Below are 24168 nucleotides of genomic sequence, written 5' to 3'. Positions count from 1 at the left end.
ACTTACCTTTGTTGTGTACCGCCACAACAAGTGTCCTCACTCATTTAGGTTGAAGGGGTTCCCAAAAACTGCTAAGGTGCGAAATTTCCAGGCTCACAACGGGGGCAGGAGCAAAGTGCGAGGAGGCAGCAGGTGCTGCGAGAAGCGAAAGCCGCCAAACTTATCGAATGGTTCTGCAAAGCCGCGATCAGGCATGCCGAAGCCATGGAAAATCTGCAGGAAGAGGTCTCCGCTGCGCAGGTGGAGGATCTGGACAGGTTTTACGCTGCAGTGCTGCGCGAAGGGGCCTTGGACCTTTTTCTCACGCTGCTGGATAACGAAGACGTCAGGGTTGCCGGCATGGCTGCCGTGTACGCCATACGCGAAGAGCCCGACCGCTGCCGGGAGGTGCTGATGCGGCTCTCCACTACGCTTCCCGGGCTGACAGGATTCAGGGCGCAGGCTGCGTTGGAGCGGTGGGACTCCGGGGATTGGAACAAGTAGGACTTTAATCAAAATCAGGAGGTGTGCAGTGTCCGAATTCAACAACGTAAGTGTGGTAAAAGAGGCCAACATCTATTTCGAGGGCAAGGTGACCAGCCGCACCGTCATATTCCCTGACGGGTCGCGCAAGACCTTGGGGCTGATGCTCCCGGGTGAATACACCTTCAACACCGGCTCCGCGGAGCTCATGGAGATCCTTTCCGGCGAGATGACGGTGGTTTTGCCCGGCTCTCCCGACCCGGTCGCCATCAAGGGTGGAGAGGCGTTCGAAGTGCCCGAAAACTCGAGCTTCAAGGTCAACGTCACCGCCGTTTCCGATTACATCTGCTCCTTCCTCTAAACCCGGAAGGCAAACCTGCGCCACGGAGAGAATCTGAGAACTCCGGGTTAGCCCACGATTCTTCAGAAGTTCTCCGTGGCCAAAGGTTTTCATCAGTATGAGAAACAGTGCATCCGAAAATATCCCGGTCGTTGGGCGTTTCGCGCCGTCTCCCACCGGGCCGCTGCATGTCGGCTCGCTGGTCGCTGCAGTGGGAAGCTACATCCTGGCGAGACAAGCGGGGGGGCTGTGGTTCCTCCGCATGGAGGACCTGGACCTGCCGCGGGTGGTTCCCTGTATTGCCGACGACATGCTGTCGACGCTGGAAACGCTCGGCTTCCAGTGGGACGGCGAGGTCCTCTACCAAAGCAGGCGCACCGATTATTACCGCGAGGCCGCCGATGAACTGGTGCGGCGGAGGCTGGCATATCCCTGCGGCTGTACCAGGAGCGAGATAGCCCAAATGGCCTCCGCGCCGCATGAGGACGGGCTGGTTTATCCGGGGCTATGCCGCGAGGGGTTGCCGCCCGAAAAGGTGGAGAGGGCGCTCAGGGTGAAGGTGTACGACGAGGTTATATCCTTCCAGGACGGAATCATGGGGCTCTACGGCCAGCATCTGACCGCTTCTTGCGGCGACTTCGTCATTTATCGCGCCGACGGCCCTTACGCCTACCATTTGGCTGTTGTAGTCGATGATGCGGCCGCCGGGGTGAATCAGGTGGTGCGAGGTGCGGACCTTCTCAGTTCGACGCCGCGCCAGATCTACCTGCAGAGGCTCTTCAATTACTCGACACCCAGCTACTGGCATCTGCCGCTGGTGACCGGCCCCGACGGTGCGAAACTGAGCAAGCGGGACCACGCCGTTTCCCTCGCGCACGGTCGCGACCTGTCGAAAGAGGGGGGGGAGCTTTTGGCCAGTGCGCTCAGGTTCCTGGGGCAGTCCCCCCCGGTCGCCTTGGAAAAAGCCCCCCCGGCGGAAGTGCTGCAGTGGGGGGTAACTCACCTGGACGTTGCCTCCATCCCGAAAAAGCCCGGTCCTTTCCCGCTCTGACCATTTCAAAGATAGAAGCTGTTGAGAGACAAGGGTGGGTTCGTGGGAGGAGTTGCAGGAGCTAGCCCAGGTCAAGAAGAGGCGGTGCAGGTTCCTTCGGCAGTTTCGCGGCAGGAGCCTTTTGTCGACGTTCCAGCCCCTCCCTGATCTGGTCACCGACTTCGCGGCTTACCCCGTGATCGATGTACATCTGCCGCACCAGCGTATCGTTCAGCGATTCGCACCCCGCCAGTAAGGCGAGCGCGCAAAGCAGTAAGAGCCTCCGAGTCACGCACCCTTTCTCCTCTTCTCTACTTCCCGCCATTTCTCGATCTCCTCCTCGGTCACCGGTTGCCATTGCGGCACCGGGGAGGTGTGCCAGTTCTCGTCGACTGCCACCATGGTGAAAAGGCCGCTCGCGGCGCGGCGCGTGGAGCCGTCGGTGACGTTTTCCACTTCCACTTCCAGTTCGACCTCCATCGAAGATCGCCCGACATGGATGATGGTCGCTCTCGAATAGACCACTTCCCCGACGTTTATCGGGGTGTGGAAGTCGATGCGGTGGGCGCAGGCGGTGACGACCCTCTTCCTGGCGTAGCGCCAGCAGACGACCCCAGCCGTTTTGTCCATGATGCTCATGATGACGCCGCCGAAGATGTTGCCGTAGGAGTTGGTGTCTTTGGGGAGCAGCGTCTCGATCAGTTCTGCCTTGCGGTTTTCCATTATCACTCCTCTTCGCCCAGCGACTGGGCGATGATCTTTTTCAGCCGGAAGGCGCCGGCCCGTTCCATCGGTCTTCCGGTGATGCTGCTTACGGTGCGGTTGCGCCGCTCATCTGCGGGGTAGACGGAGCACTCTATCACTACCCCGTCGTCTTCAAGGTAGATGTGGGTGTAATCCTTGATGATGCCATGCTTCCTGACCGGTATCGTCTCGGTCTGGAATGCGATGCCACGCTCCTTAAGGAGGATTTCGACAGTCTCTATGTAATCGGTGAAGAGGTGGATGTCGATGTCGCTTCTGCTGGTCACGGCTCCCGACAGGACCGACCCCACCAGGTAAGGCGAGAAGTCGGCGAACAGGTCGAGGTAGGAGAGGGCTGTCTGCCTCAGGCGCAGCAGGCGTTCCGGAAGGACGTCCTCCTCGTTGGCGGCGATGAGCCTGGCCAGCTCCTCGTGGATCTCCGCGTTCGTCGGCAGGTGCGATCCGAGGGAAAGCGCCTTTTCCGGCCCGAAGCGCTTGGCCGCCTTCCTCTTGGCATCGCGGTACTCCCTCACCCCGTCCTCGTACATGAGCCTCGCGGCCTCGCACGCTATTTGACTGCGTAGTTTGTCCGTTTTTCTCATGATAGAGAGTATAGCCAATAGTGCGCGATATGATACGACATTTGGCGCTGGTGCGGGCCGGAAATTTTCTCTGTCATTAAAAAAAAGAGGTTGACTGCGGGAGGCGTCTTTGCTATAAACAGGATCTCCATTGAGCGGGAATAACTCAGTGGTAGAGTGCAACCTTGCCAAGGTTGAAGTCGCGGGTTCGAATCCCGTTTCCCGCTCCAAATAATACTAAATGGTTCCAGTAGTTAGAACGGAACTTCCAAGACTGTCCCCGGTACTGTCCCTAAACGGAACCGGGGATTTCTTTTTCCGGGGTAGCACGAAGTCGCGCCCGAAGTAATCAAGCATTTCCTCCGCGTCGTCCTCCAGGCCTTCAACGTAATTCCCGTACACCTCATAGACCATCTGTTTGCTGGCATGTCCCATCAGGTTTACCAGCCTCAGCGGATTAACGCCGATAATGAGGCTCCAGGCAGCGAAGGAGTGACGGGCAGAGTAGGATGTGACATACGGTATTCCCGCCGTTAATACGGCCTTCTGCCAGAGTTTGCTGAAGCGGCTGCTGTTGAATCTCTTCCCGTCCTCCATGATGAAGACGTAGGGGGAAGAGGAACGGTCAAGGATGATCTGTAGCCGTTCCCTGATGGCTTGGGTGATGAAGATTTGCCTCTTCCTAAAAGCGGTCTTGAGGCTCTTCTTTTCTTCCCCGAGGACATAGGAGCTTCTGACGTTGATGTAGTCTCCTTCAATGTCTTCCCGCTTCAGGCCTCCCAGCTCGGAAGGGATCATCCCGGTAAGGATCATCATTTCCGCAATGGGTCGGTAATGGTCTTCAAGGTTATCAAGGAACTTGAGCCAGTCATGAAGCCTTATGACGGTGTGCTCTTTCTTCTCAGTCTTCGGCAGCTTCTTTTTCAGGTTGTCGAAGGGGCTTTTCAGTACCCAGCGGTAATGATCGCAGGCATCGTTCCAGATGGCCCGGAAGGGTATCAGCAGATTAACCTTTCGAGCCGTTGAAAGCGGCTTCCCTTTGTCCTTCCCTTTTTGCCTTACCAGCGACTCAGTGAATTTGAAAAGCTCCATGCTGGTGAGCTGGTAAAAGGTGAAGTTCTTGAAGTGGGGCAGGATACGCGATTCAAGAGCTTCCTTGTAATCGTTCCGCTTGGTCGGTGAGCCGAAAGTGGGGTAAATGGTCAGCATCCACTCTTTGGCGTAGTCGCCGAATAACACCTGATGCGGTTCAGGTCGGTACTCCCTGCCTTCCTTTTGGGTGAAATATGCCTTTTCCTGATCTGAGGAGCCGGGGAACGCTTCGGCAAATTTGAAGGTTCCGTTCTCGATCCGCTCCGTGATCCTGTTGAGGAAGGCGCGAACCTTCCTTTCATTGGCTGGGGTGTCGTCAAGTTCCGTTGATCGGGTGATCCGGTGGCCGAAGTAGTAGAAATCGACGTAGAGCTTTTTAGAGCCTTTACGCCTCTTGATGGCTCCGGTTTCCTTGGCTGGTGTCTCGATGGCCAGATTGCCTTTCTTCATTCTCATGTTATGTCCTCATGTCGTTACCCTCCCTTCAGTGTGTCTAAGTCCGGTGCGGAGAATAGCGGCATTTCATTTCATAATCAATAGTCAAGGTTGATAGCCGGGGCTGCGCCCCTACCGACAGTCAACCCCGGGCCTGGGACCGAGGCTGCGCCTCGCTGTGAATCTTGCTCACTTCGCGGCAACGGTGGTTGAGATGTTTGGCATTCATCCTCCAAAGGCTGCTTCTGCTGGCTGTTGAAGAAGAGGCCTTCCCGCCAGCAGAAGCGGAGGATTCTGCCAATTCGGAAGTAATGCACCCCTTCACTGAGAACCCCACTTTTCAGCCATCCGAATACCGTTGTTCTGGATACCTTCATCCGTTTGGCAAATTCCTCCACGGTCAGCAGTTCAGGATCACCCCTCATATTCTGCCCCTCCCAACTCACCGCGATAACCGAGCTTTATCGCCTTCTTCTTGTACTCGCTTCGGAATTTTTCTTCATCCATCCGTTGGTAGATAAGTTCCTCCAGGTGCAGAATGGCTTTCATCCTATCCTTAATGCCTTCTTGCGCAGCTATGGAAACGAGCCGTCCGCAGATATGAGCAAGTGTCTTCTGAATAGGCTCTACCGTGTCAGTGGTGTATGTGCGTCTTACCTCGCTCATCCCCCCGAATCGCTCACTGCATTCCTGGACTAATAACCACCAGGGATGAATGGTTCGCCGTTCTGCCTTCTCGTTGTCGGGGAGTCTCAATGAGAACCATTCCGCAGTCAGGTACTCCCATATGGTCCCGATCTTGCCCCACAGGTCTTCTATGGTCTTGATCCTGTATTGGTGGAGAAATGTACGCCGCAATTGGAATTCAACTCGCCAAACGCCTTCAGGCGTATCTACTCCCCAAATGGGAAGGAACCATTGTTTGTTGGTTTTCAGGATTTCCTTGCCCTTGTCATAGATGCGGATTTGAACCGGTGAGGATGGCGAGCCAGAATAGAATGTTTCCAGGGTCTCGCCGCTCAGGTAGGGGCGTATCATGGTGCTACGCGACACCCGATGCTGTTGTATGAATTGCAATGTGGGTGGCGGATTGATTCTGAAGTCCGCGCACAAGTCAACCCTGCTAGGTTGGATGCGCTCGATTGTTCCGCCGAAGCTGTCGAGGTCGAACTCCAAGAGTTCAAGTATTGTAGGGAACTCAACGTGCCAGAGGGTTTCTGCCTTTATGGTGACATAGACATTAGGGGATTTGCCGGGCTTGTCGGAAATGGCGATGTATACGCGATATTCAGGGAAGTGCAGTTGATAGCGGTAATTAGGAGCCTTGCCGCTCGGATGATGCAGAAATTCTCTTCCTATGTCTGTCTGGTCGAGAAGTTCGGTCGTCTGTTGTGCAGCAGACTTTTTATCCTCAAGGCCTGCCTTTGTGGAGTTCCATCTGGTGTCCCAGGAGACATACAGCCCAAGGTCGAGCGTGTCGATACCGCAGGAGAGAAAGAGAGATTCTGATATAGGTGGGTTTTGCGCATGGCGTGTTACAGACTCTGCCATGCTAGTTGGGATTTGGTAAGGTGGAAGCGTCGACATAAACAACTCCTTCTGTGCATAAGCACATGGAAATTGCCAATGGCTTGCTTCACCCATAGAGGGAATGGCTAGCTACAAGGCGTGAGTAGGTGATGGGGCCACCCAGCACCCCCGAGGGGCCACCGGGTGGTTATTATTTGCCGTCAGTTACTAGTTGCAAGTATGGTTCTTCTATACCGATAAGGCATGCTGCAAGTTTGCGGGAAGAAGATTTTAAAATGTAACTCTTTGTCTTAGCGTTGCCCTGTATCTTGACCACCAGGGGAAGCTGTCGGAAATCGATTTCAAGCACTTTCATCGGTATCACCTCCTTTTGCAGGGTTTATAGTTAATAACAATCTTGATTTGTAACATATGGCATTGGGTCAGTTACTCCGGCATCCTTTTCAATTTCGCGAAGATGCTTTTCGGTTAGGCGACGGAATGAAGTTCCTATACCTACATCTTCGTATATGGTTTCACCGGTCTCGGGGTGATCGAAAAGAGGTCGGCCCTGTTCCGTAGGAAAGTCACGCTCCAACTGATATAGGGCAGTTGTAAGGAGATCGCCAATTATCTCTGTCTTGGTCTTCTTCGGGAACATTTCGCATAGAGCGGAAATCTTGGCTGAGACCAGCATTGGTAAGCGGATCGAAAACTGCTTCGGTGCAAGGCGGGGTGGCTCAGGAGCCCCCCAAATTGTGATTAGGTCTTTTGTTTTCATCGAGTACCTCCCGATAAAACTTATACAAAACCTAAACGGGTGTTGTCAAGTTTTATATAAAATTTTTGACAATTGCCGAGGAGGGCTTTATGGTGCCTTCTAATAAAGAACCCGGCGCAGGCAGGAGAATTGGTAGCCTTGGCGGTATATATTCACCAATGTCTCGGGTCAAAAAAACGAGGGAATTTTGATGGCATCCTTTTTGGATTTTTTGGTTAAACTGGTGGGGTTCGTTGCAAATCTAGCTGAGATATTTGCTGGCGGTATTGCTATCTACCTTTTTTTTATGAAAAGACATGATATTATGTCCATTTTTAACTGGTTAAAGAATTACAGTTTTAAAATGACATTAGGTGAACTGAATTCCAAGATTGCGAAAATACAGGATCTAAAAGCGGGAGTAAAGTTAGAGCATAACGAGATAGTAAACATCTTTCATGACATAGTCGGGCAGCTACAGGGTAATCCACATTTGTGTGAACCTTGTAAGGCTATAACCGATAAAATAACTGAGACTATAACTACACCAAAACAACTGACTGAGGGTATGAAAAGAGGCTTGACAAGCGAATTGAAAGAAACATTGAAAAATTTAGATCTTGATAGTTACGATAATTTTACAAAGGGGGAAAGATGAGCAAAATATATCAAGTTATTTTGAAGATGATAGAAAATACTGATAAAATAAGTAACGCTGTTGAAGGCGATAGCGACGAAGTATTTTTCTTGTATAATGCCAAGTATTGTTGGAGCGTGTTAAGACAATCAGGTAGTGGTAAATACGCGATTTATTATTATCCTGAAAATTCTCCTGGAGAGTTAACCAATGTTATTGATTGGGAAGATGTAAAGCTGGTTGCTTATACTGAAAAAGAAATTCCTGAAGAGGACGCACAGAGAAAGCTACATCAGCTTTATAAGATACTTAGGGATAAAGTTGCATCAGAGGCAGATGTGATCCTCGATGAAATCTTGGCTGATGATTAACAGCACCTTAAGTGGTGTGTGAGCCTGAACTGTTGCTATGCTCAAAGTGCCGGTTCGAATTTCATTGTACCGTAATGGACTTTAGACACACTGAAGGTTTAGGTAACTATTTGTAATAAGCTGATATTGTGTTTAAATTTAGATGTTGGGCTTTGCCCCTGGAGGCCTTCGAATCCCGTTTCCCGCTCCAAACTAACAACAAGGAATCCTTCGGGATTCCTTTTTTTTTGCCCCGGCTTTCGCAGGAACTTTCGCAGGTGGTCGAACTGCGACCGCTATTTCCCCCGCTTGAAGTCCCTCCCGAAGTAGGCGAGGATCTTTAGGCGGTCCTGCTCCAGCCCCTCCACGTAGCGGCCATAAACTTCGAAAATCATTTGCTTGCTGGCGTGCCCCATTAGGTTCACCAGCCGGTTCTGGTCCGTCCTGATCGCCAGAGCCCACGCCGCGAATGTGTGCCTGGTCGTGTAGGGCTTCCGGTACTTTATGCCAGCTTTTTTCAATGCCTTAACCCATACCCGCCGCTGAAACCTCTCAGCGGTGAAGGTCATCCCGTTTTCCATAGTGAAGAGGTACTCGCCTGAGGCCTTAGACGCGGCCTCATCAAGGATTTCCGTTAAAGCTTTCGTCAGAAGTATCCGCCGCTCCCGGTGCACGGTTTTGAGTTCGTCGGATTCTTCCCCCTTTACGATGGATTGATGCACGTACAAGTAGCCGTCACGTACATGCGACTTCTTAAGCGCCGCTATTTCCGAGGCGATCATGCCCGTGATGACCATCAGCTTCGCCACCGGCCGGTAGTACGCCTCCATCGCCTCAATGATCGCCACCCACTCGGCGAAACGGAATACCTCCACGACTTTCTTCTTTTTCTTCGGGAGGTGCCTCTTCAACGACCTGCACGGGTCGGGGAGATTCCAGCGGTGCTCCTCAATGGCATCGTTCCAGATGGTCTTGAAGACCTGGAGAACGTTGAGAATCCGTGCACGCGACAGGGGCTGTCCTTTTGTTGGGCCGCTTCGGTGCTTCAGTGAAGCGATGAACTTCTGCATTTCGACGCCGGTGATGTGGAAGATGTGAATCGGCTTTGAATTTTGACCCAGTATCGGCTTCCAAGGGTGACCCACCCCTTTCGAAATATTGAGGCCTTACAGATTGAGGGGTGGGTCTCAAGATGCCGATGATGGGTCAAAATTGGAAGCCGATCGACATTAAAGTTGGACGCCGATTGACACCCACCAAATCATAATTTCCAAAGGCCCCTTGGTGTATGCCAAGGGGCCTTTGTTTCAGACACTTCGTTGGATGTTTTACTGGTAGGGGACTAATTGTAGCAGCTGCGCTACGAGGCCCGAAAGTCAGCAGTCCACCCAAAGGTTTCTTCCGCTTTCCTACTTGAGACCCTCTCGTCCGGGTCGGTGACGTTGTAGATGCCGCGGGTTCCATTGGTTATAGCAAGGCGTGCCGCGTGGGCTGCAGCGTCGACATGCACTGTTGCCGCGATCTCGGTCAGCGGGCTGTCGAATCCGGTTCCTGGCCCGTAGATAAGCCCGTAACGCAATACCAACCCGTCGAGCGGCGCGTCCATGACTTGCTGTTCGAGGTTTGCCACCGCCCTGGACGTCGGGCCGTAGCCAGGATCCTCAAAGTTCAGCAGAGGAGACTCTTCTGTGAACGGGGTCGGGCCAGGCTCGAATACAAAGGCAATGCTTTGGGCGATCAGGCGTTTTGCTCCAGCAGCGCAGGCGGCTGCAACCAGGTTTCGGGTGCCGACCTCTCTCAGGATTGCATTGCGGACCAAAGCTGCTTCCATTAGCTCGGGATCGAGTCCATACGGCAGGTCGGTGAGTTGATGGATAACGACCTCAGGTTGGGCCTCACGCACCGCCTGTGCCAGCTTATTTTCATCGAACACGTCCACAATGACGGGTTCAACACCTAGTTCTTTCATCATGGCCGTTTTACCGGCGGTTCTGGTAGTTCCTACAACCCGCCATCCGTCATTAACCAAAATTTTAGACAGTTGTCTCCCGATTGCTCCACTTGCGCCTGCAATGAATACCGTTTTTTGCTCACACATTACCTATTCTCCTTGTTGTGGTGTTTGACCAAACGTCACACGGACGTTCTTGGCCTCTTGAAAAACCCTAGAGCCACTCCCGTGCCAAACCCGTTTCTCACCTCCTGAGAAGGGATTAGCCCAAACGACATCTTTTATAATTATGGACAAGAATTATCCGTGATATCCACAATAGCCGGAGCAGCCGGGGAAGTCAAGCCAATTTTCCCAGCACTCTCATAACCCGCTCACTGCCGGTTGCGCGAACGCGGAAATTCCGCATGTTGTCATGGTTCTGGAATCATAGGTCAGGGGGCAGGCGGACTGCGTGGGAATTTACTTTACATTGGCAGGCTCTTCGGCAAAGATATGGCGTGGTTCAGGTTCCAAGTTAACCGATTAGTTCAGCAAGGAGTTTCGGTATGCAGTTTAGCGTTGGAGTCGAATATGCCCTGCATTCCCTGTTTTACCTGGTTAATGTCCCCGAGGGGAAAACGGTAGGGATAAGGCACTTGGCGGAATTGCATGGGAGCACTGACAGTTACTTGTCCAAGATTTTTGCTAAGTTAAGGAAAACCGGCATCGTCCGATCAGTCTCTGGAGTAAAAGGCGGATATGAACTTGCCAGGCTGCCGGAAGCCATCTCTTTTTGGGATATCATCGAAGCTGTAGAAGGGCCGTCCTATTTCTTCCAATGCAATGAGATGAGGAAAAAGAATATTTTCGTTTCCGACCCCTCCATCTTTACCGACAGATGCCCCTGCCTTATCAAAGTGGTCATACAGGACGCCGAGAATGTATTTCGAAACGAACTACGTAACAAGTCCTTACGTTGGCTGTGGGATCAGGCGCAAAAGGATTTTTCAGAGGAAAGAAAGCTCGCGATCCGCACATGGACAGCCAATCTGTAACACAAAACTGCTTTGGGGTGCCAACCCCGTCCCACTCCAAAAGAATAAACTAAGGGCCAAGGTAAACGCTTGGCCCTTAGTCATTATTGGCAATGTGGATAGGCTTCAAATTTTAACCCAGTATTGACGTCCAAAGGTCAGTCCTCCCCTATGGAATATAGAGCTTTACAGATTGAAGGTGGGGCCTAAAATGCCGATGGTACCGATTGATGCCTCCTACAAAACCTCAACAGATCTGGGAGAGTAAGGTAATGCCTTGCTCAATTTCATTACCGGTAAGTCCACCGAAACCGAGCATCAGCGTCACGTTTTCGCAATTGCCGGTGGCGTGGAAATCGGAAAACCGGACCAGCCCGATCCCCTTTTGCCGGCCCTTAGCAATGATCTCAGCTTCGCTGAGCGGCGTCACGTGCAACCTTATGACAACATGCAGGCCGGCACCCTGACCGATTACCACAGCCCGTTTGCCAAACGAGGCTTCCACGCACCGCAGCAGGATGTCGTGCTTCTTTTTGTAGACCGTGCGCATCCGCCGGATATGTCGCTCCCAATGCCCCTGCTCCATGAAACACGCCATGGCTCGTTGCTCAACGAGTGACACTGAACAGTTGTAGCTTCCGTATCGCTGGCGGTAGGCACCCAGTAAAGAGTAAGGGAGAACCAGATAGCTCAGGCGGAGTGCCGGGGAGAGGATCTTGGAGAAGGTTCCAGAGTAGATGATGTTTCCAGTTGGACGAATCCCCTGCAAGGAGGGGATCGGGTTACCTTGGTAGCGAAGCTCGCTGTCGTAGTCGTCTTCGATAATGAAATTGCCACCGGATTCGGCCCACTCTAGCAATGCCAGCCGATTGGCCACCGGCATCACATAACCCAGTGGCAGCTGATGGGACGGAGTGACGTAGACGATAGTCGCGTCACCAGCCTTGAGTTGGTTGAGCTCGATTCCACTTTGTCCGACGGGGACAGGTCTAATGGTATAGGCATGGTTTTCAAAGACAGCACGAGGAAGGTGATAGCCAGGGTCCTCGACCCCTACCACTGAGTGGTCGTCTTTTAGCAGTTGCGCGACGATTTCGAGGCCTTGGTGGAGCCCAGAAGAGACCACAATCTGCTCGGGATCGCACATGACGCCACGTGATTTTTCCAGGTAACTTTGAATGGAGCAGCGCAATCGCCAATCGCCCTGGAGGTCGCCATAGTGGCTCAGCTCTTTACTGTTGCCGCGCAGACCTTCGATCAGACATTTACGCCAGAGAGCCGCGGGGAAGCTCTCCTGATCGAGGCGGGCAGGGTGGAAATTATAGGCAAAGCGGGCTGGGGGAGGCGGCAGGAAGTCGTTTCGGCCCAACTTTGCCGAGGTAGTAGCGTGTGGTGCCATCTCCTGGTCCAGTGCCGACACGAAATACCCGCTGCGCGGCCTGCTGTAAATGTACCCCTCTGCATAAAGCTCCTGATAGGCGCCGTCCACCGTGTTGCAACTGGCAGAGAGTTCGTTGGCCAGATGCCTCACCGACGGAAGCTTGGAATCGGCAGGTAGTTTGCCTGACAGTATGAGGTCCCTGATCTGGTTGTAGAGCTGCTTGTACAATGGAACAGTATCGCTACTACTCAGGATGAACATGGAGCCCCCCGCTCGCCCCCGCGTGGTTTTGTTTTTTCGAAGCTAGATGCGCAGCCCAACGCTCCATCCTCCCTTACACGTTCACATAGTACTAAATTTGACACCATAAAAAAAACAAAAACTGCCACTGTGAATGGTTGCAGTAGTGGCATAGGCTAGCGTCACTGATGTCAGTCCGGCACAACGCGCAACCGGGAAAAAAACACAAAAGCATTGAAAGGGTAACCAATGAAAAGAAGTCAGAGACTTATGGGCGCAGTTTTTACTATGCTTATGTCGATTACATCCATCGCACTTGCAGGAACGGTCACGTTTCCCAAGGGTGCTGCAACCCCGTCGGAGACCTGTGGAGAGTGTCACCAGACTCTGTATCTCGAATATGCGTTAGGCGTTGGCAGTGATAACCATTCCGCCAACCGTTCGATACCTGCGGCAGTTTCGTCGGCAGCGACAGCACATGCCACCTCGAAATTTACCCCGCTTGCCTCTGGCGGAGATATCGAATGGTGCCGCTCCTGTCATTTTGCTGGGGCATTCAACATCCCCGGCAAGGACACCCTGGGAAAGCAACTGCCTAACGTGGTTAATGCCGGAGAGATCTCAATCACCTGTGCTACCTGCCACCTGACCCCCGAAGGGAAAGTCAGGAGCGTCCACAAGACGAAAAACGCACCCCATGAATCTGTGGTCGAGCCGGCTCTGCAGACTGCTGCCGTCTGCGCTCACTGTCATGTTGACATCACGGAAAAAAGAATCGTGGGGGGGCAGTACCAGACTTTTCTCGAATGGCGTGATGACTTCAAAAAGCCGGGCTTGGGGACACAGCAGTGCCAGGACTGCCACATGCCCCGTACCGTGCGCAAAACTGCCGAGGACTCGGATGCTGCTCCTGTCGCCGTTGGGCGGCATCTTTGGACTGGTGGTCACTCCAGCCAGCGTCTGGGGGGGGCACTGAGCCTCTCAATCATTCAGCGCGATAAGGAGAAGGCAATCCTCTCGTTCAGTGTGACCAATATCGGCGCCGGACATTCTGTCCCGACCGGCCCCAATGCCCGCGGCGTATATCTTACCGTAGACATACTCGACCGACAGGGAGTGAGTCGCGCCCGGAAGGAATGGCTATTTGCCCCCAACTTCAGTGCCCGTCCCGACGACAACGCGTTTTTGGAAGAGGATAAAAAGCTCTCAGGGTACGAGGGGTATGCCCAGACGCGGGCAGACGCTCAGGGGACGCATGAGCCACCGGTCCGGGCCGGTGAAGAACGGTTGCTGAACTGGGAACCGGCTTTGGCCTCCGGTTTGTACACCGTCAAAGCCAAATTGAGATATACGACCGACCGTTTCAAAGCATCGCTGGCTGTTGACGAAAAAGAGATGGGAAGTTCGGCACTGCTTATAACGAACAAGTAATTGAAGGAACGGGAACAGGCCAGGGGGGGACAGGTATCCTGAGTCTGTTCCCGCCTCGTTCTTGATCAGTCCCAAGCAAAAAGCCGCCATGGATAGTGTCCCAAAGGTAAAGTCGGTATGGAGAACTAGCATCAGGACCGGTGCCAAAAATAAATTCGAGGACGAAATTAAAGCCTATCAGGGGGTGGCTGGCGAGGTCTCATCAGCTAGTGCTGAGCTTAAACACAAGATCTTTATGCGATGTGTTGCTGATCACATTAGCGGAATGACAGATGCCTTTGCAAATAAGCAGTTACATAAATTGTACATTCCTGGTGTTTGACGCCCCCCGAAGTGACCTCCTCCCAGAAACTGGTCCGGCTAAAAGTGGAGATTTCCGGCGAAGGAATCGGGGGGGGGAAGGCATGGGGCTGTACACTAAACGTTACACCAAAATTTGATAAACATGGTAAGAATGATTGACATGGTAGGCTAGCTAGTGTTACTTAACTTCCTAATATAACTGTAAGTTGCTAAATTTGTACAGGGTAGGGGAGGTCGGCGAATAGCCCTCATAACCCGAAGGTCAAGGTTGAAGCCGCACTTTCGCAGGTTGTGCTGGATTCTGATGGAACTACCTGTATTTCGTTGGACGGAAACCACAAGGAAGCTCAGTGTTATCTTGTTGATTTTATAAGAGTTTTGCCTGCTGTTACGGGGAGTCGATATAGAGGCCAGCTGGATTCGAATCCCGTTTCCCGCTCCAAATAAACTGCCAGAGAATTCCACTCGATTCTTTATTGTTTACCCCGATCTGCCGAAGCCTTTGCTTCAGTAGGTCTGGGTTTTCTCGTTTCTACCCTTTAAAACATCCCCGAGGTAAAACCAGAGGCTACCCCCCGTGTCAAAATAGTTGTCGCCTCGCCTTATCTGTAAGCGCACGGCCTGTACCACGAGATAACTTTCCTTTGCGTCAGCGTCGTATTCCCCAATGCCACACTCCTTAGCCGAGCTTCCTCCCTTCCGCATCTGTTTTCATTCTTACCCTTTGCACAAGACATCTCCTGGCATTTGCTTCTCCGGTTCCTGCCTGCTTGCGAACGGATCCTGCCGTTGCGCGCTGACGTTATTTCACCGCCTACCTGTGTTAAAGCCGTTTAATTGGTTTTTATTTAGTTTTAAGACGGTTTCAGCTTGGTAACGTTTTAATTTGAAAGCCTCTGCTGCTCTCGCTGAAGCTGTAAGAAAGTTTTACCTCCCAGGTAACTCTCCTTTTCACCAATATTCGAAAACTCCAATAGATGGAACATTAGAACCAAAGGGGTATGGTTTCAATTAAAAAGTATTAAAATAATTTCATATAAAAAAACTAATTCTGGAACAGCATGAGCATTAGCTACCGCTGAACTTTGGTCGGCGGCTCCGCTGCGTCTCGATTTCCCGGAGGCGAGCCTGCGCCGATCTCTCGGTCAACCGCCTGATCCGTCCATGGCTGACGTGCAGTTTTTACCTTGTACCAAGGAGGAGTTATCATGCTGATTTCTTTGCAGAAAAAAGTTGGGTGTGCCGCAATGCTGCTGGCCATGCTCGCTTCGTTTTCGCCCACGACAACCGCGATGGCCGGGACGGTACCGGTGACGACTGTGCTGACACCGCCCATGTACGAAAACTTGGCTTCCCCGGTCTCCATTGCGATGGATCCGCGTGGCTTCTACTACGTGGCTGACACTCGCAAGGGTGGCGTCTCCAAGTTCAATCTTTCGGGGAAGTTGCTCCAGTTGTTCCGGACCGCATCACCCGCGCGTGCGGTGGCCCTGGATAACAGCGGCAACTTGTTGGTGAGCATGGGGACCTCGGTAGCACTGCTCGATCAGCAGGGTGCCCAGAAGCTGCTCCTCGGCTCGGGGCTTGGGCAGTTCAAATACGCCATAGGCGTTGCGGTCGATGCCCGGGGCTATATCTGGGTCGCCGACAACGAAGCCCACAACGTAACCCTTTTCACCTCGGCCGGAACTCTGGTGAAGACCATCGGGGGGCTGGGTACCGCCTCCGGGCAGTTCGACTTCCCGGTCGGGGTCTCCTACGAGAAGGTTGCCGACCAGGTGGTGGTGGCCGATGCAGGCAACCACCGTCTGCAGTTTTTCGACGCCGGCAGCAACAACGCCTTCGTCAAGTCCATCGGGACTTACGGCACCGGCCCGCTCCAATTCCAATATCCCGTAGGCGCGGCTTTCGAGTACGACCCGGTCGGCCAGTTGAACCGGATGTACGTGACGGACCTCCATATGAGCAAGGTGCAGGTGCTCGACCCGGCTGGAATCGGCACCTTCCTGAAGTTCATCGGGTTCAGCGGGCTGGTGAGCGGCACCTTCATGGATCCCATGGCGCTTGCCTTCGATCCGCTCAACAAGCGCCTCATCGTCGCGAACGGGAACGGGCGTCTGCACCTGTTCGGCATCGACGGAGGGGTGAACCCGGGTCTGCCGCAGGGGCTCGTGATCGATCCAGTACTTACCGAGGTCAAGAGTCCCAGCTTGACCATGACCGGAACCTTTCCCCTTAACACCACCGTGGAGGTGCAGATCAACGGCGTCGCCGGGCCCGCGGTCTCCTACACCTCAGCTACCACCTGGAGTGTCACCGTTCCGAATCTCGTTTTGGGCAGCAACATTCTGACGGCGATTGCCCGGGATGCCCGCGGTTACTTGTTCACAAAACAAGCCATCGGCATCCTCTACTCCCCGTAGCAAAGAGGGATTGTTCACAAAGAACGACATTTACTTCAAAACTTATTAGGAGCTTTGATCATGAAAAGATTCATAGCAGCGTTTTGGTTAATACTGCTGACGATCTCGACTGCCTCTGCAATCGAGTCGCCGCACATATCCAATATGTCCTGCTCGGGGACCCTGGGGTGTCATACCATAGCGCTCATCGACGGCGTCTACGTAGCGACGCTCGTCGACGCCTACGGCGTCAACAACCTTTGCCTTAAGTGCCACAACCCGCAGACGATGGCGCGCGGGTTCTCGGCCAGCGACATAGCGAACCCGTTCGGGTCAACCGACACGGGGCTCTTTCCGTCCGAGCAGTTGCAGACCTCCCACAACTGGGCCGGACCGGTCAATATGCCGGCCGCAGGAGCCCAAATCTCGACAGATCCTGCGATACTGGCGCTTCGGCCCACGAAGGCTGGAGTCATCGGTTGCACAAGCTGCCACAATCACCACTCCTTCACCGGAGACCTGCTGCTGAGACGCCCCGGTGACACCCTTTGTCTCGACTGCCACCGCCAGCGCAACCAGCGCGATGTCCAAACCGGCACCCATCCGGTCAACTTCAACTACACGAGTGCCACCTCCAAGGTAAAGCTGACACCGGCGAAATTCTTCAAAGACCCAGTCAACGCCAATCCGGCGAACTCGACTTCCGCCATGCTGTTCCCGAGTGGGAAGCTCGTCTGCACCACCTGCCACGCCCCTCACTACGCCGACTCCAACGCACGCACATTCGACAACGCTTCCTCGTCGACCTTCGGACTTCTTTCTTCATCACGAGGACGGCTTTTGCGCACAGACGTGAGGGGGGGGAGCGCCAATGAGGTGAACATCTGTACCAACTGCCACGCCGGGAAGCGGGCGCATAACGGCAAGGGACAGAACATCCAGTGCGCCGACTGCCACGCCGCCCACGTAGACCCCCTGGACGGCACCGCGCCTAACGTCTGGCTGGTGCGCCGCTACATGAACCCGCTGACCACCAACACGAAGGTCCTCAACCAGTACAAGGACGCAGGGAGCAACTGGGCCGGCCCCGACGGCGTCTGCGTCGCCTGCCACGCCATCCCGGCTCCGGGAGGGAACTATCCCCCCGAACACACAAGCACCGACCCCAACGTCTGCCGCAGCTGCCATGTCCACGACAGCGCCGACGGCTCCTTCGCGGCCGGGTGCAACTCCTGCCACGGGAACCCGCCGCAGATAAACGCTGCCGGCCCGAGCGGCTACGCCAGCAGCGGGAGCTCCAACTACGCTACCAGCGGCGTCTTCAAGGACGAGTCGCTCACCCCGCACCTGGCCCACACCAGCAGGGGATTAACCTGCGCTGCCTGCCACTCCGGGAACCAGCACGCCAGCGGCGATTTCCAGCAGGTGTTCAGGACTCGTTCCGGCACGGCGGCCTACTACGGCGCCACTCCGAGCTACGATCCGACCGGCTCGGGGAGCTGCCTCACCAACTACTGCCACAGTAACGGCGCTCCTTCGAGTGTCCCCCCGGTTTACAAGACCGCGACCTGGGCACTCGGCAAGAACAGCATCGTCGGCACCCCCGGGGAGTGCTCGGCATGCCACGACGCGGCCCCCGGTACCAACGCCCACACGGCTCACCTTTCGCGCGGCTACAGCTGCACGCTCTGCCATGCCGCGACTGCAGCCTCCAACAGCAGCATCAAGGACGCCTCAAAGCACGTGAACGGGATCAAGGAAATGTCCTTCTCCGGCGCCGCACTAGGTACCGAGATCGACGTCTCCGACACCTGCACCACGAGCTACTGCCACTCAAACGGTAGAGGGGTCTACTCCTCCCCCAACTGGACCATGAAGGCTACCGGCGCGTGCGGCACCTGCCATGACACGGCCACCGGTCTCGGCAGCCCGCTCATCGCAAGCGGCGCCCATTTCGCGCACTTCAGCACCTCGGCTGCCGCCTACGGGCCGATGCTGACCACGCAAAACTCGACCGGCTGCCAGGCCTGCCACAACGTGAGCAGCGCCAACCACGTCAACCAGAGCATCGATCTCAACGGCACGCTCGGCTACCAGCGCAACGGCACCGGCACCTGCACCCCCTGCCACGCGACGCAGGTGAACTGGAACATCGGAGCGGTAACCTGCGAGAGCTGCCACACCGGAACCCTGTCGGTGATAAACGGGGTCCCGGCACCCAACAAGAGCCTGGCGGCAACGCTCGGCCACGGCGCCCCGGCGATAGGGAAGGGGTGCACCGCCTGCCACGAGCGCAACGCGCGGCACATAAACGGCGGTAGCCGCCTTCAGGCGCAACTGAGCGGCAGCCTCAACGCCGACTGCAGATACTGCCACGACAACTCCTCGGTGGTGGTTGCCGAAGGCTTCCGCAACATGAGCACCCACTTCCTGGCCAAGGGGGGGAGCCAGGCCATGGCCTGCGCCCAGTGCCACGATCCGCACGGCTCGACCAACCTGCACATGATCAAAACCGTCATCAACGGCAAGACCATCGTCTTCAACGATGCGATGACGGGGCTGGTGAATACCTCGACCAACCAGGGCCTTTGCCAGGTCTGCCACACCCAGACCAGCCACTACCGCGCCGGCGTGCCGGAGACCGCACACCCGACGACAAACTGCCTCTCCTGCCACGACCACCGCGCAACCGGAGGCGCCTTCAAGCCCACCGGGACCTGTGACGCCTGCCACGGCTACCCGCCTGCACCCAAGGCGACCATCACGCCGCAGCTCTTCGGCGTGCAGGGAAGCTGGTCCTCGGCGCGCTACGAGGATTACTCCGGCGGTGGCGGCGCCCACCTGGTGGCCGCTCACGTGTCGCCCAACGCCAAACCGAGCGAGGGGTGGAGCAACTGCGCCATCTGCCACAACGGCGGTTTCACGGACTCCCGTAACCATAAGATGACGATGCCGCTGAAAGGGAACATCGAGAACGTCGATGTCGTCGTCGATCCCAAGTACCGCTTCTCCACCGGTTTCATCATTTACACCGGGGCTAAAAGGGTGAGCGCCCCGGCTGAAAACGTGACCGGGAGCTGCTACAACGCGAGCTGCCACATCACCAAGTCCCGGCGCTGGAGTATCGAAAGGTAACCAAGAATGTAGAACCGCTGCAAAGCGACAAGCTGAAAATGGATTGGAATCTCTGCCGGAGCTGGGCTCCGGCAGAGGTGGCGCCTGCAATCAAAGGAGGGATTTGTGTGTCACCTGGGGATGCGGCTGATTCCGCAACGGTGCCGCTGCGGGTAGGGGAACATCGACTCGCCAGCGGCATCGAGCCGGAAGCTGCCGCATCCTCCGGGTAGATCTGCCAAAGGAGGTGATGCCGAAAACGACTTTGAACGAAAGAGCAAAGGGTATTTAAGGCTTATCATTCTCATTTCACATCTAACAAGGAGAAAACATGCAAAAGAAAATGATTAAACTGCTGGCAGCGGCCGCCGCCGTGCTCGTGAGCGCTTCTCTGGCCGTCGCCGCCACCCCCCCTCCGGCTCCTCAGGGTATTTACATCAAGGATACGGTCTACAAGAACTTCTCTGGTTCGAACTACAAGCTCTGCCGCGACTGCCACACCCCCGGTTGGGTAACGGCGACCGACAGCGACCTGAAATTGAAGGACAAGCACCATGCGTTGATCAACCAGCCCGGCGGCGTGGTGGTCAGCTGCAACAACGCCTCGGGCACCCTTCCGGCCAACCTGGCTACCGGTTGCCATTACATCACCACTGACCCGGTCAGCGGTGTCACTGCAGTCCAGAATCCGAGGCCCTGCTTCAACTGCCATACCAAAGGTCCGCACCACCTGACCGATCAGGCTGCAGCCCAGAACTGCAAACACTGCCACGGCTCCGCCATCGACAACCCGAAAGACGGCCACTGGATCCCGACCAGCACCGACTACGCGATGGACACATCCTTCAACGGCATGACCCCGGCTCCGGTAGGCCGCAGTGTAGTTGACCCGACCGACCCGACCAAGACCGTGATCGTCCAGGGTTGCGAGGCCTGCCACCAGGCCGACGCCACCCTTCAGATATTCGCCAACAAAGACACCCACCACAGCACCGGTATCGGTCAGGACCTCAGCCCGGTCGGTAACTGCACCTGGTGCCATGCCTCAACCGGCACCGAAAACAACTTCACCATCCGCGCTTGCGAGGCCTGCCACGGCATCGCTTCCCTGCACAACATCCAGGCCGACTCCCCGAATGCCGCGAACCTGGGGGGCATCGTTGCCAGCAACGAGGATCCGGGCTTTGGTCACGTCGGTAACAACTGGGATTGCGTGGGCTGCCACTACTCCTGGACCGGCACCGCCGCCAGCGATACCACCGCTACCGCTCCGTTTGTTAACGAGATCAGCGCCATCACCCTGCCGGCAGGCGTCGCCAACACCCTTACCCTCACCGGTATGGGCTTCACCAACCTGGATGCTGTCGGGAACAGCTACATCCCGACCGTTGTCCTGACCCGCGGCACCGAAACCTTCACCCTGATTCCGTTCTCCACCTCGGTGAGCGAAGTCAAGGTTGCCCTCCCGGCGACCCTGGTTGCCGGCGTGTACGAAGTCCGCATCAACAAAGGCGGCGAGACCGTAAGTAACCTGAAAACCCTCACTCTCACGCCGAAACTGACCGCCACCAACGCGCTCCTGACCTCCACCACCCTTACCATCACCGGTATCGGGTTCGGCACCGCTCCGGCCGCCGAATACCAGGAGCTTTTGGGTGTCTTCGTCGATGGCGTCCAAGCCAACGTCGTTTCCTGGAGCAACACCAAGATCGTCGTTACCGGCACCAACTTCGCCGCCGGCAAGCTTGCCGTCGTGAAGGCAGTGTACGGTGAGGTCTCCAAGCCGATCGTGGTGCCCATTAAGAAGTAACGCAATTTGAGCGGTAATCGCAGCAATAGATATGGGAGCGCGCCCAGCGCTCCCATATTTTCATCTTTAGGGGTATACCCAAAATAACGTATCTATGAGGTGAAAAATGGTAAGAACTTTAATGTGTTATGCGCTCGTAGCCCTTGTTTTGATCCCTGGCCTGGCCCAGGGGGCAGAGAAGAAGGTGATCATCGGCTTTCGCAAAACCGCACCCCTTACCGAACTGGAAAAGCAGGACAGAGTGCATCGAGCCGGCGGCCGGGTGGAGCGTTCCCACGCGGTCGCTAACGCTTTAACGGCAGACCTTCCCGAAGAGGCGATCGGCTCGCTTAAGCAAGACCCCGATGTCTCCTACGTGGAGGAGGACCGGGAGTTCTCGGCGGAACCGGCTTTTCCCGAGCCCGAACTCACACCGGAATACCTCCTCTCCTGGGGGGTGACTCGCATAGCCGCCAATCGGTCGGCCTGGAACGGCATCAGGGGCGCCGGCATCAAGGTCGCCATCCTCGATACGGGGATCGACTACAACCATCCCGAACTCAAGGAGAACTACCGCGGCGGCTACAACTTCGTCACCAACACCGCAGATCCGTTCGACGACTCCCGCCGGGGGCACGGTACCCATCTCGCCGGGATCATCGGCGCCAAGGACAACGGAACTGGCGTCGTGGGCGTTGCCCCGGACGCCTCGCTCTACGCGGTGAAGATCCTGGACCGGAACATGTTCGGCAGCACTTCCAGGGTCCTGGCCGGCTTGGAGTGGGCCATCAGCAACAAAGTCGATGTCATCAACATCAGCTTCAGCATGCCCAACTCCCCCCTGTATTTCTCCCAGGCCGTGAAGGACGCCTGCGACGAGGCGTACGCGGCCGGGATCGTCATCGTTGCCGCGGCCGGCAACTCGGGGCAGCCTGTCGTGGACTACCCGGCGGATTTCGCCTCGGTGATAGCCGTGGCAGCCACCGCGGCGGACAACACCCGCGCCTTCTTCTCCAATTACGGCGCGAAGATCGAATTCTCCGCCCCCGGGGTGGGGATCACCTCGACCCTCCCCGGAGGGAGGTACGGTTTGCTAAGCGGGACCTCCCAGGCTGCCCCGCACGTAGCCGGGGCGGTGGCGCTCTTGCTTTCGGCCGGCATGGTTGACGATTCCGCTCAGGATGCGGGGAAAGTGGAAGCGGTGCGCAGCTGGCTTGGCGCCGGAGCGCTCGACCTGGGCGAGCCGGGCAGGGATGCCACCTTCGGCTACGGCCTGGTGCAGGCGCCTGCCTACTGGACCGTGCGCCGGACCCCCGGCCCCACCTGGGAAAACGCCCTGACCTTGCCGGTAAAGGCGGGCAAGTACCGCATCAACGTGGTGAACCACGGGTTGAGGCGGCTGGTGATCGCATCTCCCCAGGGGGTCCAGGACGTGAAGCATCTTCAGGAAGGGAACTGGGCTCACGAGGAGACCTACTTCAGCTTTGAGTACGAATCCGCGACCGACGACCAGATCACTTTTTACCCCTTTGGAAGCGTCGGCAGTTCCGCCGAAATCGGCATTGCCGCGAATTTATAACCTGATTACCGGGAGGAGAATCTGATGCAGGTAATGAAAACGATCATCTGTCTACTTACAGCGTGCGCGCTGTCCTTGGCCGGAAACCAGCCGGCATGGGCGGAGCCGATAGCGGAGGAAAAGGGTCTCCAGATCGCGGCCCGGGTGAATGATCGCCCCATCTACTACCACCAGATCAAGGCCAACGTGGAGCGGACCCTCGCCAAATACAAGCGATTGGGAGCCGCGAAAGTCTCAGACGATGTGCGGAAGCAGGTACAGAAGGACGAGATCAACAGGCAAGTCGATATGGAACTGCTGGTTCAGGCAGGCGAGAAGCTGAAGCAGACCGACCTCGAGAAGAAAATGGAAGCGCTATTGAGCCTGAAGAGCCCGCAAGGCTCGACCAGCGCCAAGAAGGACGAGTCCAAGGAGAAGGAAATGCGGGAGCAGTTGCGGCGCAACCTGCTCGCGGAGTCGTACCTGATTCAGCGCGGCATCCAGGATGTCCGTGTTCCCGAGGAGGACCTCAAGCGGTTCTACAAGGACAACTCAGCTAAATTCACGGTGCCCGAAGCGGTGAAGGCGAGCCATATCATGATCACCGTCAACAAGAAGGCGACCCCGGAAGAGATCGCCCAAGCCAACGCCAAAATTGTGAAGGTCAGGGAGGAGGTGCTGCAGGGCAAGAAAAGCTTCGAAGAGCTGGCCAAGGAGCACTCCAGCGGTGACAGCGCCAGCAAGGGTGGCGATCTCGGTTACATCAATCCGCAGTTCATGCCCCCCGAATTCGACAAGGTCGCCTTCCAGCTGAAGGTAGGCGAGGTAAGCGACGTGGTGAAGACCAAGTTCGGTTTCCACGTCATAAAAGTTTTCGACAAGAAGCCTAGTCGGGTTCAGGAATTTGCCGAGGTTAAGGGTTTGTTGGAGAAGTTTCTTCTTAACCAGTACCAGGAGAGAAAGCGTACTGAAATTGCTATGGAACTAAGGAGAGATGCTCGCATCGAGGTTTCTCTTAAATAGAATGCAATTCAATAAGGAGG

22 protein-coding genes and 1 tRNA gene are annotated in these 24168 nt (G+C 55.6%); 13 read left to right on the top strand and 10 right to left on the bottom strand.

The annotated features are described in order from the left end of the window. The first annotated feature begins 132 nt into the window (after positions 1 to 132). From GBEM_RS15360 to gluQRS, 3 genes are all read left to right on the top strand, one after another. Positions 133 to 483 (top strand): hypothetical protein, encoded by a 351-nt coding sequence (locus tag GBEM_RS15360; RefSeq protein ID WP_012531510.1) that lies wholly within the window; start codon positions 133 to 135, stop codon positions 481 to 483. Positions 484 to 511: 28 nt separating this feature from the next. After that, positions 512 to 823, top strand: coding sequence for a pyrimidine/purine nucleoside phosphorylase (gene ppnP, locus GBEM_RS15355; protein ID WP_012531509.1), 312 nt, complete (start codon positions 512 to 514; stop codon positions 821 to 823). Positions 824 to 920: 97 nt separating this feature from the next. After that, positions 921 to 1853 carry a tRNA glutamyl-Q(34) synthetase GluQRS gene (gene gluQRS, locus GBEM_RS15350; protein WP_012531508.1) on the top strand — a complete coding sequence of 311 codons (933 nt, stop codon included), beginning with the start codon at positions 921 to 923 and terminating at the stop codon, positions 1851 to 1853. Between the two features lie 61 nt (positions 1854 to 1914). Here gluQRS and GBEM_RS15345 read toward each other — a convergent pair whose 3' ends face one another. The 3 genes from GBEM_RS15345 to GBEM_RS15335 are packed head-to-tail and all read right to left on the bottom strand — an operon-like array spanning position 1915 to position 3178. Next, entirely contained in the window at positions 1915 to 2124 is a 210-nt protein-coding gene (locus GBEM_RS15345) for a hypothetical protein (protein ID WP_012531507.1), read from the bottom strand. Then, positions 2121 to 2555, bottom strand: a complete 435-nt coding sequence (locus GBEM_RS15340; RefSeq protein ID WP_012531506.1) for an acyl-CoA thioesterase — start codon at positions 2553 to 2555, stop codon at positions 2121 to 2123. Before GBEM_RS15340 ends, GBEM_RS15345 begins: the two co-directional genes overlap by 4 nt. Before the next feature lie 2 nt (positions 2556 to 2557). Continuing rightward, on the bottom strand, positions 2558 to 3178 hold the full coding sequence (locus GBEM_RS15335; RefSeq protein WP_012531505.1) for a hypothetical protein: 621 nt from the start codon (positions 3176 to 3178) through the stop codon (positions 2558 to 2560). Positions 3179 to 3312: 134 nt separating this feature from the next. Here GBEM_RS15335 and GBEM_RS15330 point away from each other — a divergent pair. Next, a tRNA-Gly gene (locus GBEM_RS15330) sits at positions 3313 to 3387 on the top strand. A gap of 7 nt (positions 3388 to 3394) precedes the next feature. Here the strand turns inward: GBEM_RS15330 and GBEM_RS15325 are convergent. The 4 genes from GBEM_RS15325 to GBEM_RS15310 all read right to left on the bottom strand — a co-directional run bounded on the left by GBEM_RS15325 (position 3395) and on the right by GBEM_RS15310 (position 6974). Then, positions 3395 to 4705 carry an Arm DNA-binding domain-containing protein gene (locus GBEM_RS15325; RefSeq protein WP_012531504.1) on the bottom strand — a complete coding sequence of 437 codons (1311 nt, stop codon included), beginning with the start codon at positions 4703 to 4705 and terminating at the stop codon, positions 3395 to 3397. Between the two features lie 393 nt (positions 4706 to 5098). Continuing rightward, positions 5099 to 6271: a plasmid replication initiation factor gene (locus GBEM_RS15315; protein ID WP_012531502.1), complete on the bottom strand. Its 1173-nt coding sequence runs from the start codon at positions 6269 to 6271 to the stop codon at positions 5099 to 5101. Between the two features lie 133 nt (positions 6272 to 6404). Further along, complete coding sequence (locus tag GBEM_RS21525) at positions 6405 to 6569, bottom strand: hypothetical protein (RefSeq protein ID WP_012531501.1); 165 nt, start codon at positions 6567 to 6569, stop codon at positions 6405 to 6407. Between the two features lie 30 nt (positions 6570 to 6599). After that, entirely contained in the window at positions 6600 to 6974 is a 375-nt protein-coding gene (locus GBEM_RS15310; protein WP_012531500.1) for a hypothetical protein, read from the bottom strand. 190 nt (positions 6975 to 7164) lie between these two features. On the opposite strand from GBEM_RS15310, the gene GBEM_RS15305 reads away from it, so the two are divergent. Together GBEM_RS15305 and GBEM_RS15300 are read left to right on the top strand one after the other, a co-directional pair. Continuing rightward, positions 7165 to 7611 carry a hypothetical protein gene (locus GBEM_RS15305; RefSeq protein WP_012531499.1) on the top strand — a complete coding sequence of 149 codons (447 nt, stop codon included), beginning with the start codon at positions 7165 to 7167 and terminating at the stop codon, positions 7609 to 7611. Next, complete coding sequence (locus GBEM_RS15300; RefSeq protein ID WP_012531498.1) at positions 7608 to 7961, top strand: hypothetical protein; 354 nt, start codon at positions 7608 to 7610, stop codon at positions 7959 to 7961. Before GBEM_RS15305 ends, GBEM_RS15300 begins: the two co-directional genes overlap by 4 nt. 275 nt (positions 7962 to 8236) lie before the next feature. On the opposite strand, the gene GBEM_RS15295 is transcribed toward GBEM_RS15300, so the two are convergent. Both GBEM_RS15295 and GBEM_RS15290 read right to left on the bottom strand, forming a co-directional pair. Then, the gene (locus GBEM_RS15295; RefSeq protein WP_049762685.1) at positions 8237 to 9010 is read right to left on the bottom strand and encodes a site-specific integrase; all 774 of its coding nucleotides are present in this window, start codon (positions 9008 to 9010) and stop codon (positions 8237 to 8239) included. 290 nt (positions 9011 to 9300) lie between these two features. Then, positions 9301 to 10038 carry an NAD-dependent epimerase/dehydratase family protein gene (locus tag GBEM_RS15290; RefSeq protein ID WP_012531497.1) on the bottom strand — a complete coding sequence of 246 codons (738 nt, stop codon included), beginning with the start codon at positions 10036 to 10038 and terminating at the stop codon, positions 9301 to 9303. A gap of 401 nt (positions 10039 to 10439) precedes the next feature. Between GBEM_RS15290 and GBEM_RS15285 the strand changes: the two genes are divergently transcribed. Then, on the top strand, positions 10440 to 10928 hold the full coding sequence (locus GBEM_RS15285; RefSeq protein ID WP_012531496.1) for an RrF2 family transcriptional regulator: 489 nt from the start codon (positions 10440 to 10442) through the stop codon (positions 10926 to 10928). A 226-nt stretch (positions 10929 to 11154) separates the two neighbouring features. On the opposite strand, the gene pdxR is transcribed toward GBEM_RS15285, so the two are convergent. Continuing rightward, positions 11155 to 12549 (bottom strand): MocR-like pyridoxine biosynthesis transcription factor PdxR, encoded by a 1395-nt coding sequence (pdxR, locus tag GBEM_RS15280; protein WP_012531495.1) that lies wholly within the window; start codon positions 12547 to 12549, stop codon positions 11155 to 11157. A 228-nt stretch (positions 12550 to 12777) separates the two neighbouring features. Between pdxR and GBEM_RS15275 the strand changes: the two genes are divergently transcribed. The 6 genes from GBEM_RS15275 (at position 12778) to GBEM_RS15240 (ending at position 24148) form a co-directional block, all read left to right on the top strand. Next, on the top strand, positions 12778 to 13959 hold the full coding sequence (locus GBEM_RS15275) for a cytochrome c (protein ID WP_012531494.1): 1182 nt from the start codon (positions 12778 to 12780) through the stop codon (positions 13957 to 13959). 1511 nt (positions 13960 to 15470) lie between these two features. Further along, positions 15471 to 16685 (top strand): NHL repeat-containing protein, encoded by a 1215-nt coding sequence (locus tag GBEM_RS15260; protein WP_012531491.1) that lies wholly within the window; start codon positions 15471 to 15473, stop codon positions 16683 to 16685. 60 nt (positions 16686 to 16745) lie between these two features. Further along, entirely contained in the window at positions 16746 to 19799 is a 3054-nt protein-coding gene (locus GBEM_RS15255; RefSeq protein ID WP_012531490.1) for a cytochrome c3 family protein, read from the top strand. Between the two features lie 310 nt (positions 19800 to 20109). Further along, a complete protein-coding gene (locus GBEM_RS15250; protein WP_012531489.1) occupies positions 20110 to 21588 on the top strand; it encodes a cytochrome c in 1479 nt (492 codons plus the stop codon). Positions 21589 to 21694: 106 nt separating this feature from the next. Then, the gene (locus tag GBEM_RS15245) at positions 21695 to 23146 is read left to right on the top strand and encodes a S8 family peptidase (protein ID WP_012531488.1); all 1452 of its coding nucleotides are present in this window, start codon (positions 21695 to 21697) and stop codon (positions 23144 to 23146) included. Between the two features lie 24 nt (positions 23147 to 23170). Continuing rightward, positions 23171 to 24148 carry a peptidylprolyl isomerase gene (locus GBEM_RS15240; RefSeq protein WP_012531487.1) on the top strand — a complete coding sequence of 326 codons (978 nt, stop codon included), beginning with the start codon at positions 23171 to 23173 and terminating at the stop codon, positions 24146 to 24148. The last annotated feature ends 20 nt before the right edge of the window (positions 24149 to 24168 follow it).

The organism is Citrifermentans bemidjiense Bem (assembly GCF_000020725.1).
GTDB lineage: Bacteria > Desulfobacterota > Desulfuromonadia > Geobacterales > Geobacteraceae > Geomonas > Geomonas bemidjiensis.
The sequence above is the reverse complement of the archived record's forward strand: the minus strand, read 5'-3'. Positions and strand labels throughout refer to the sequence as shown.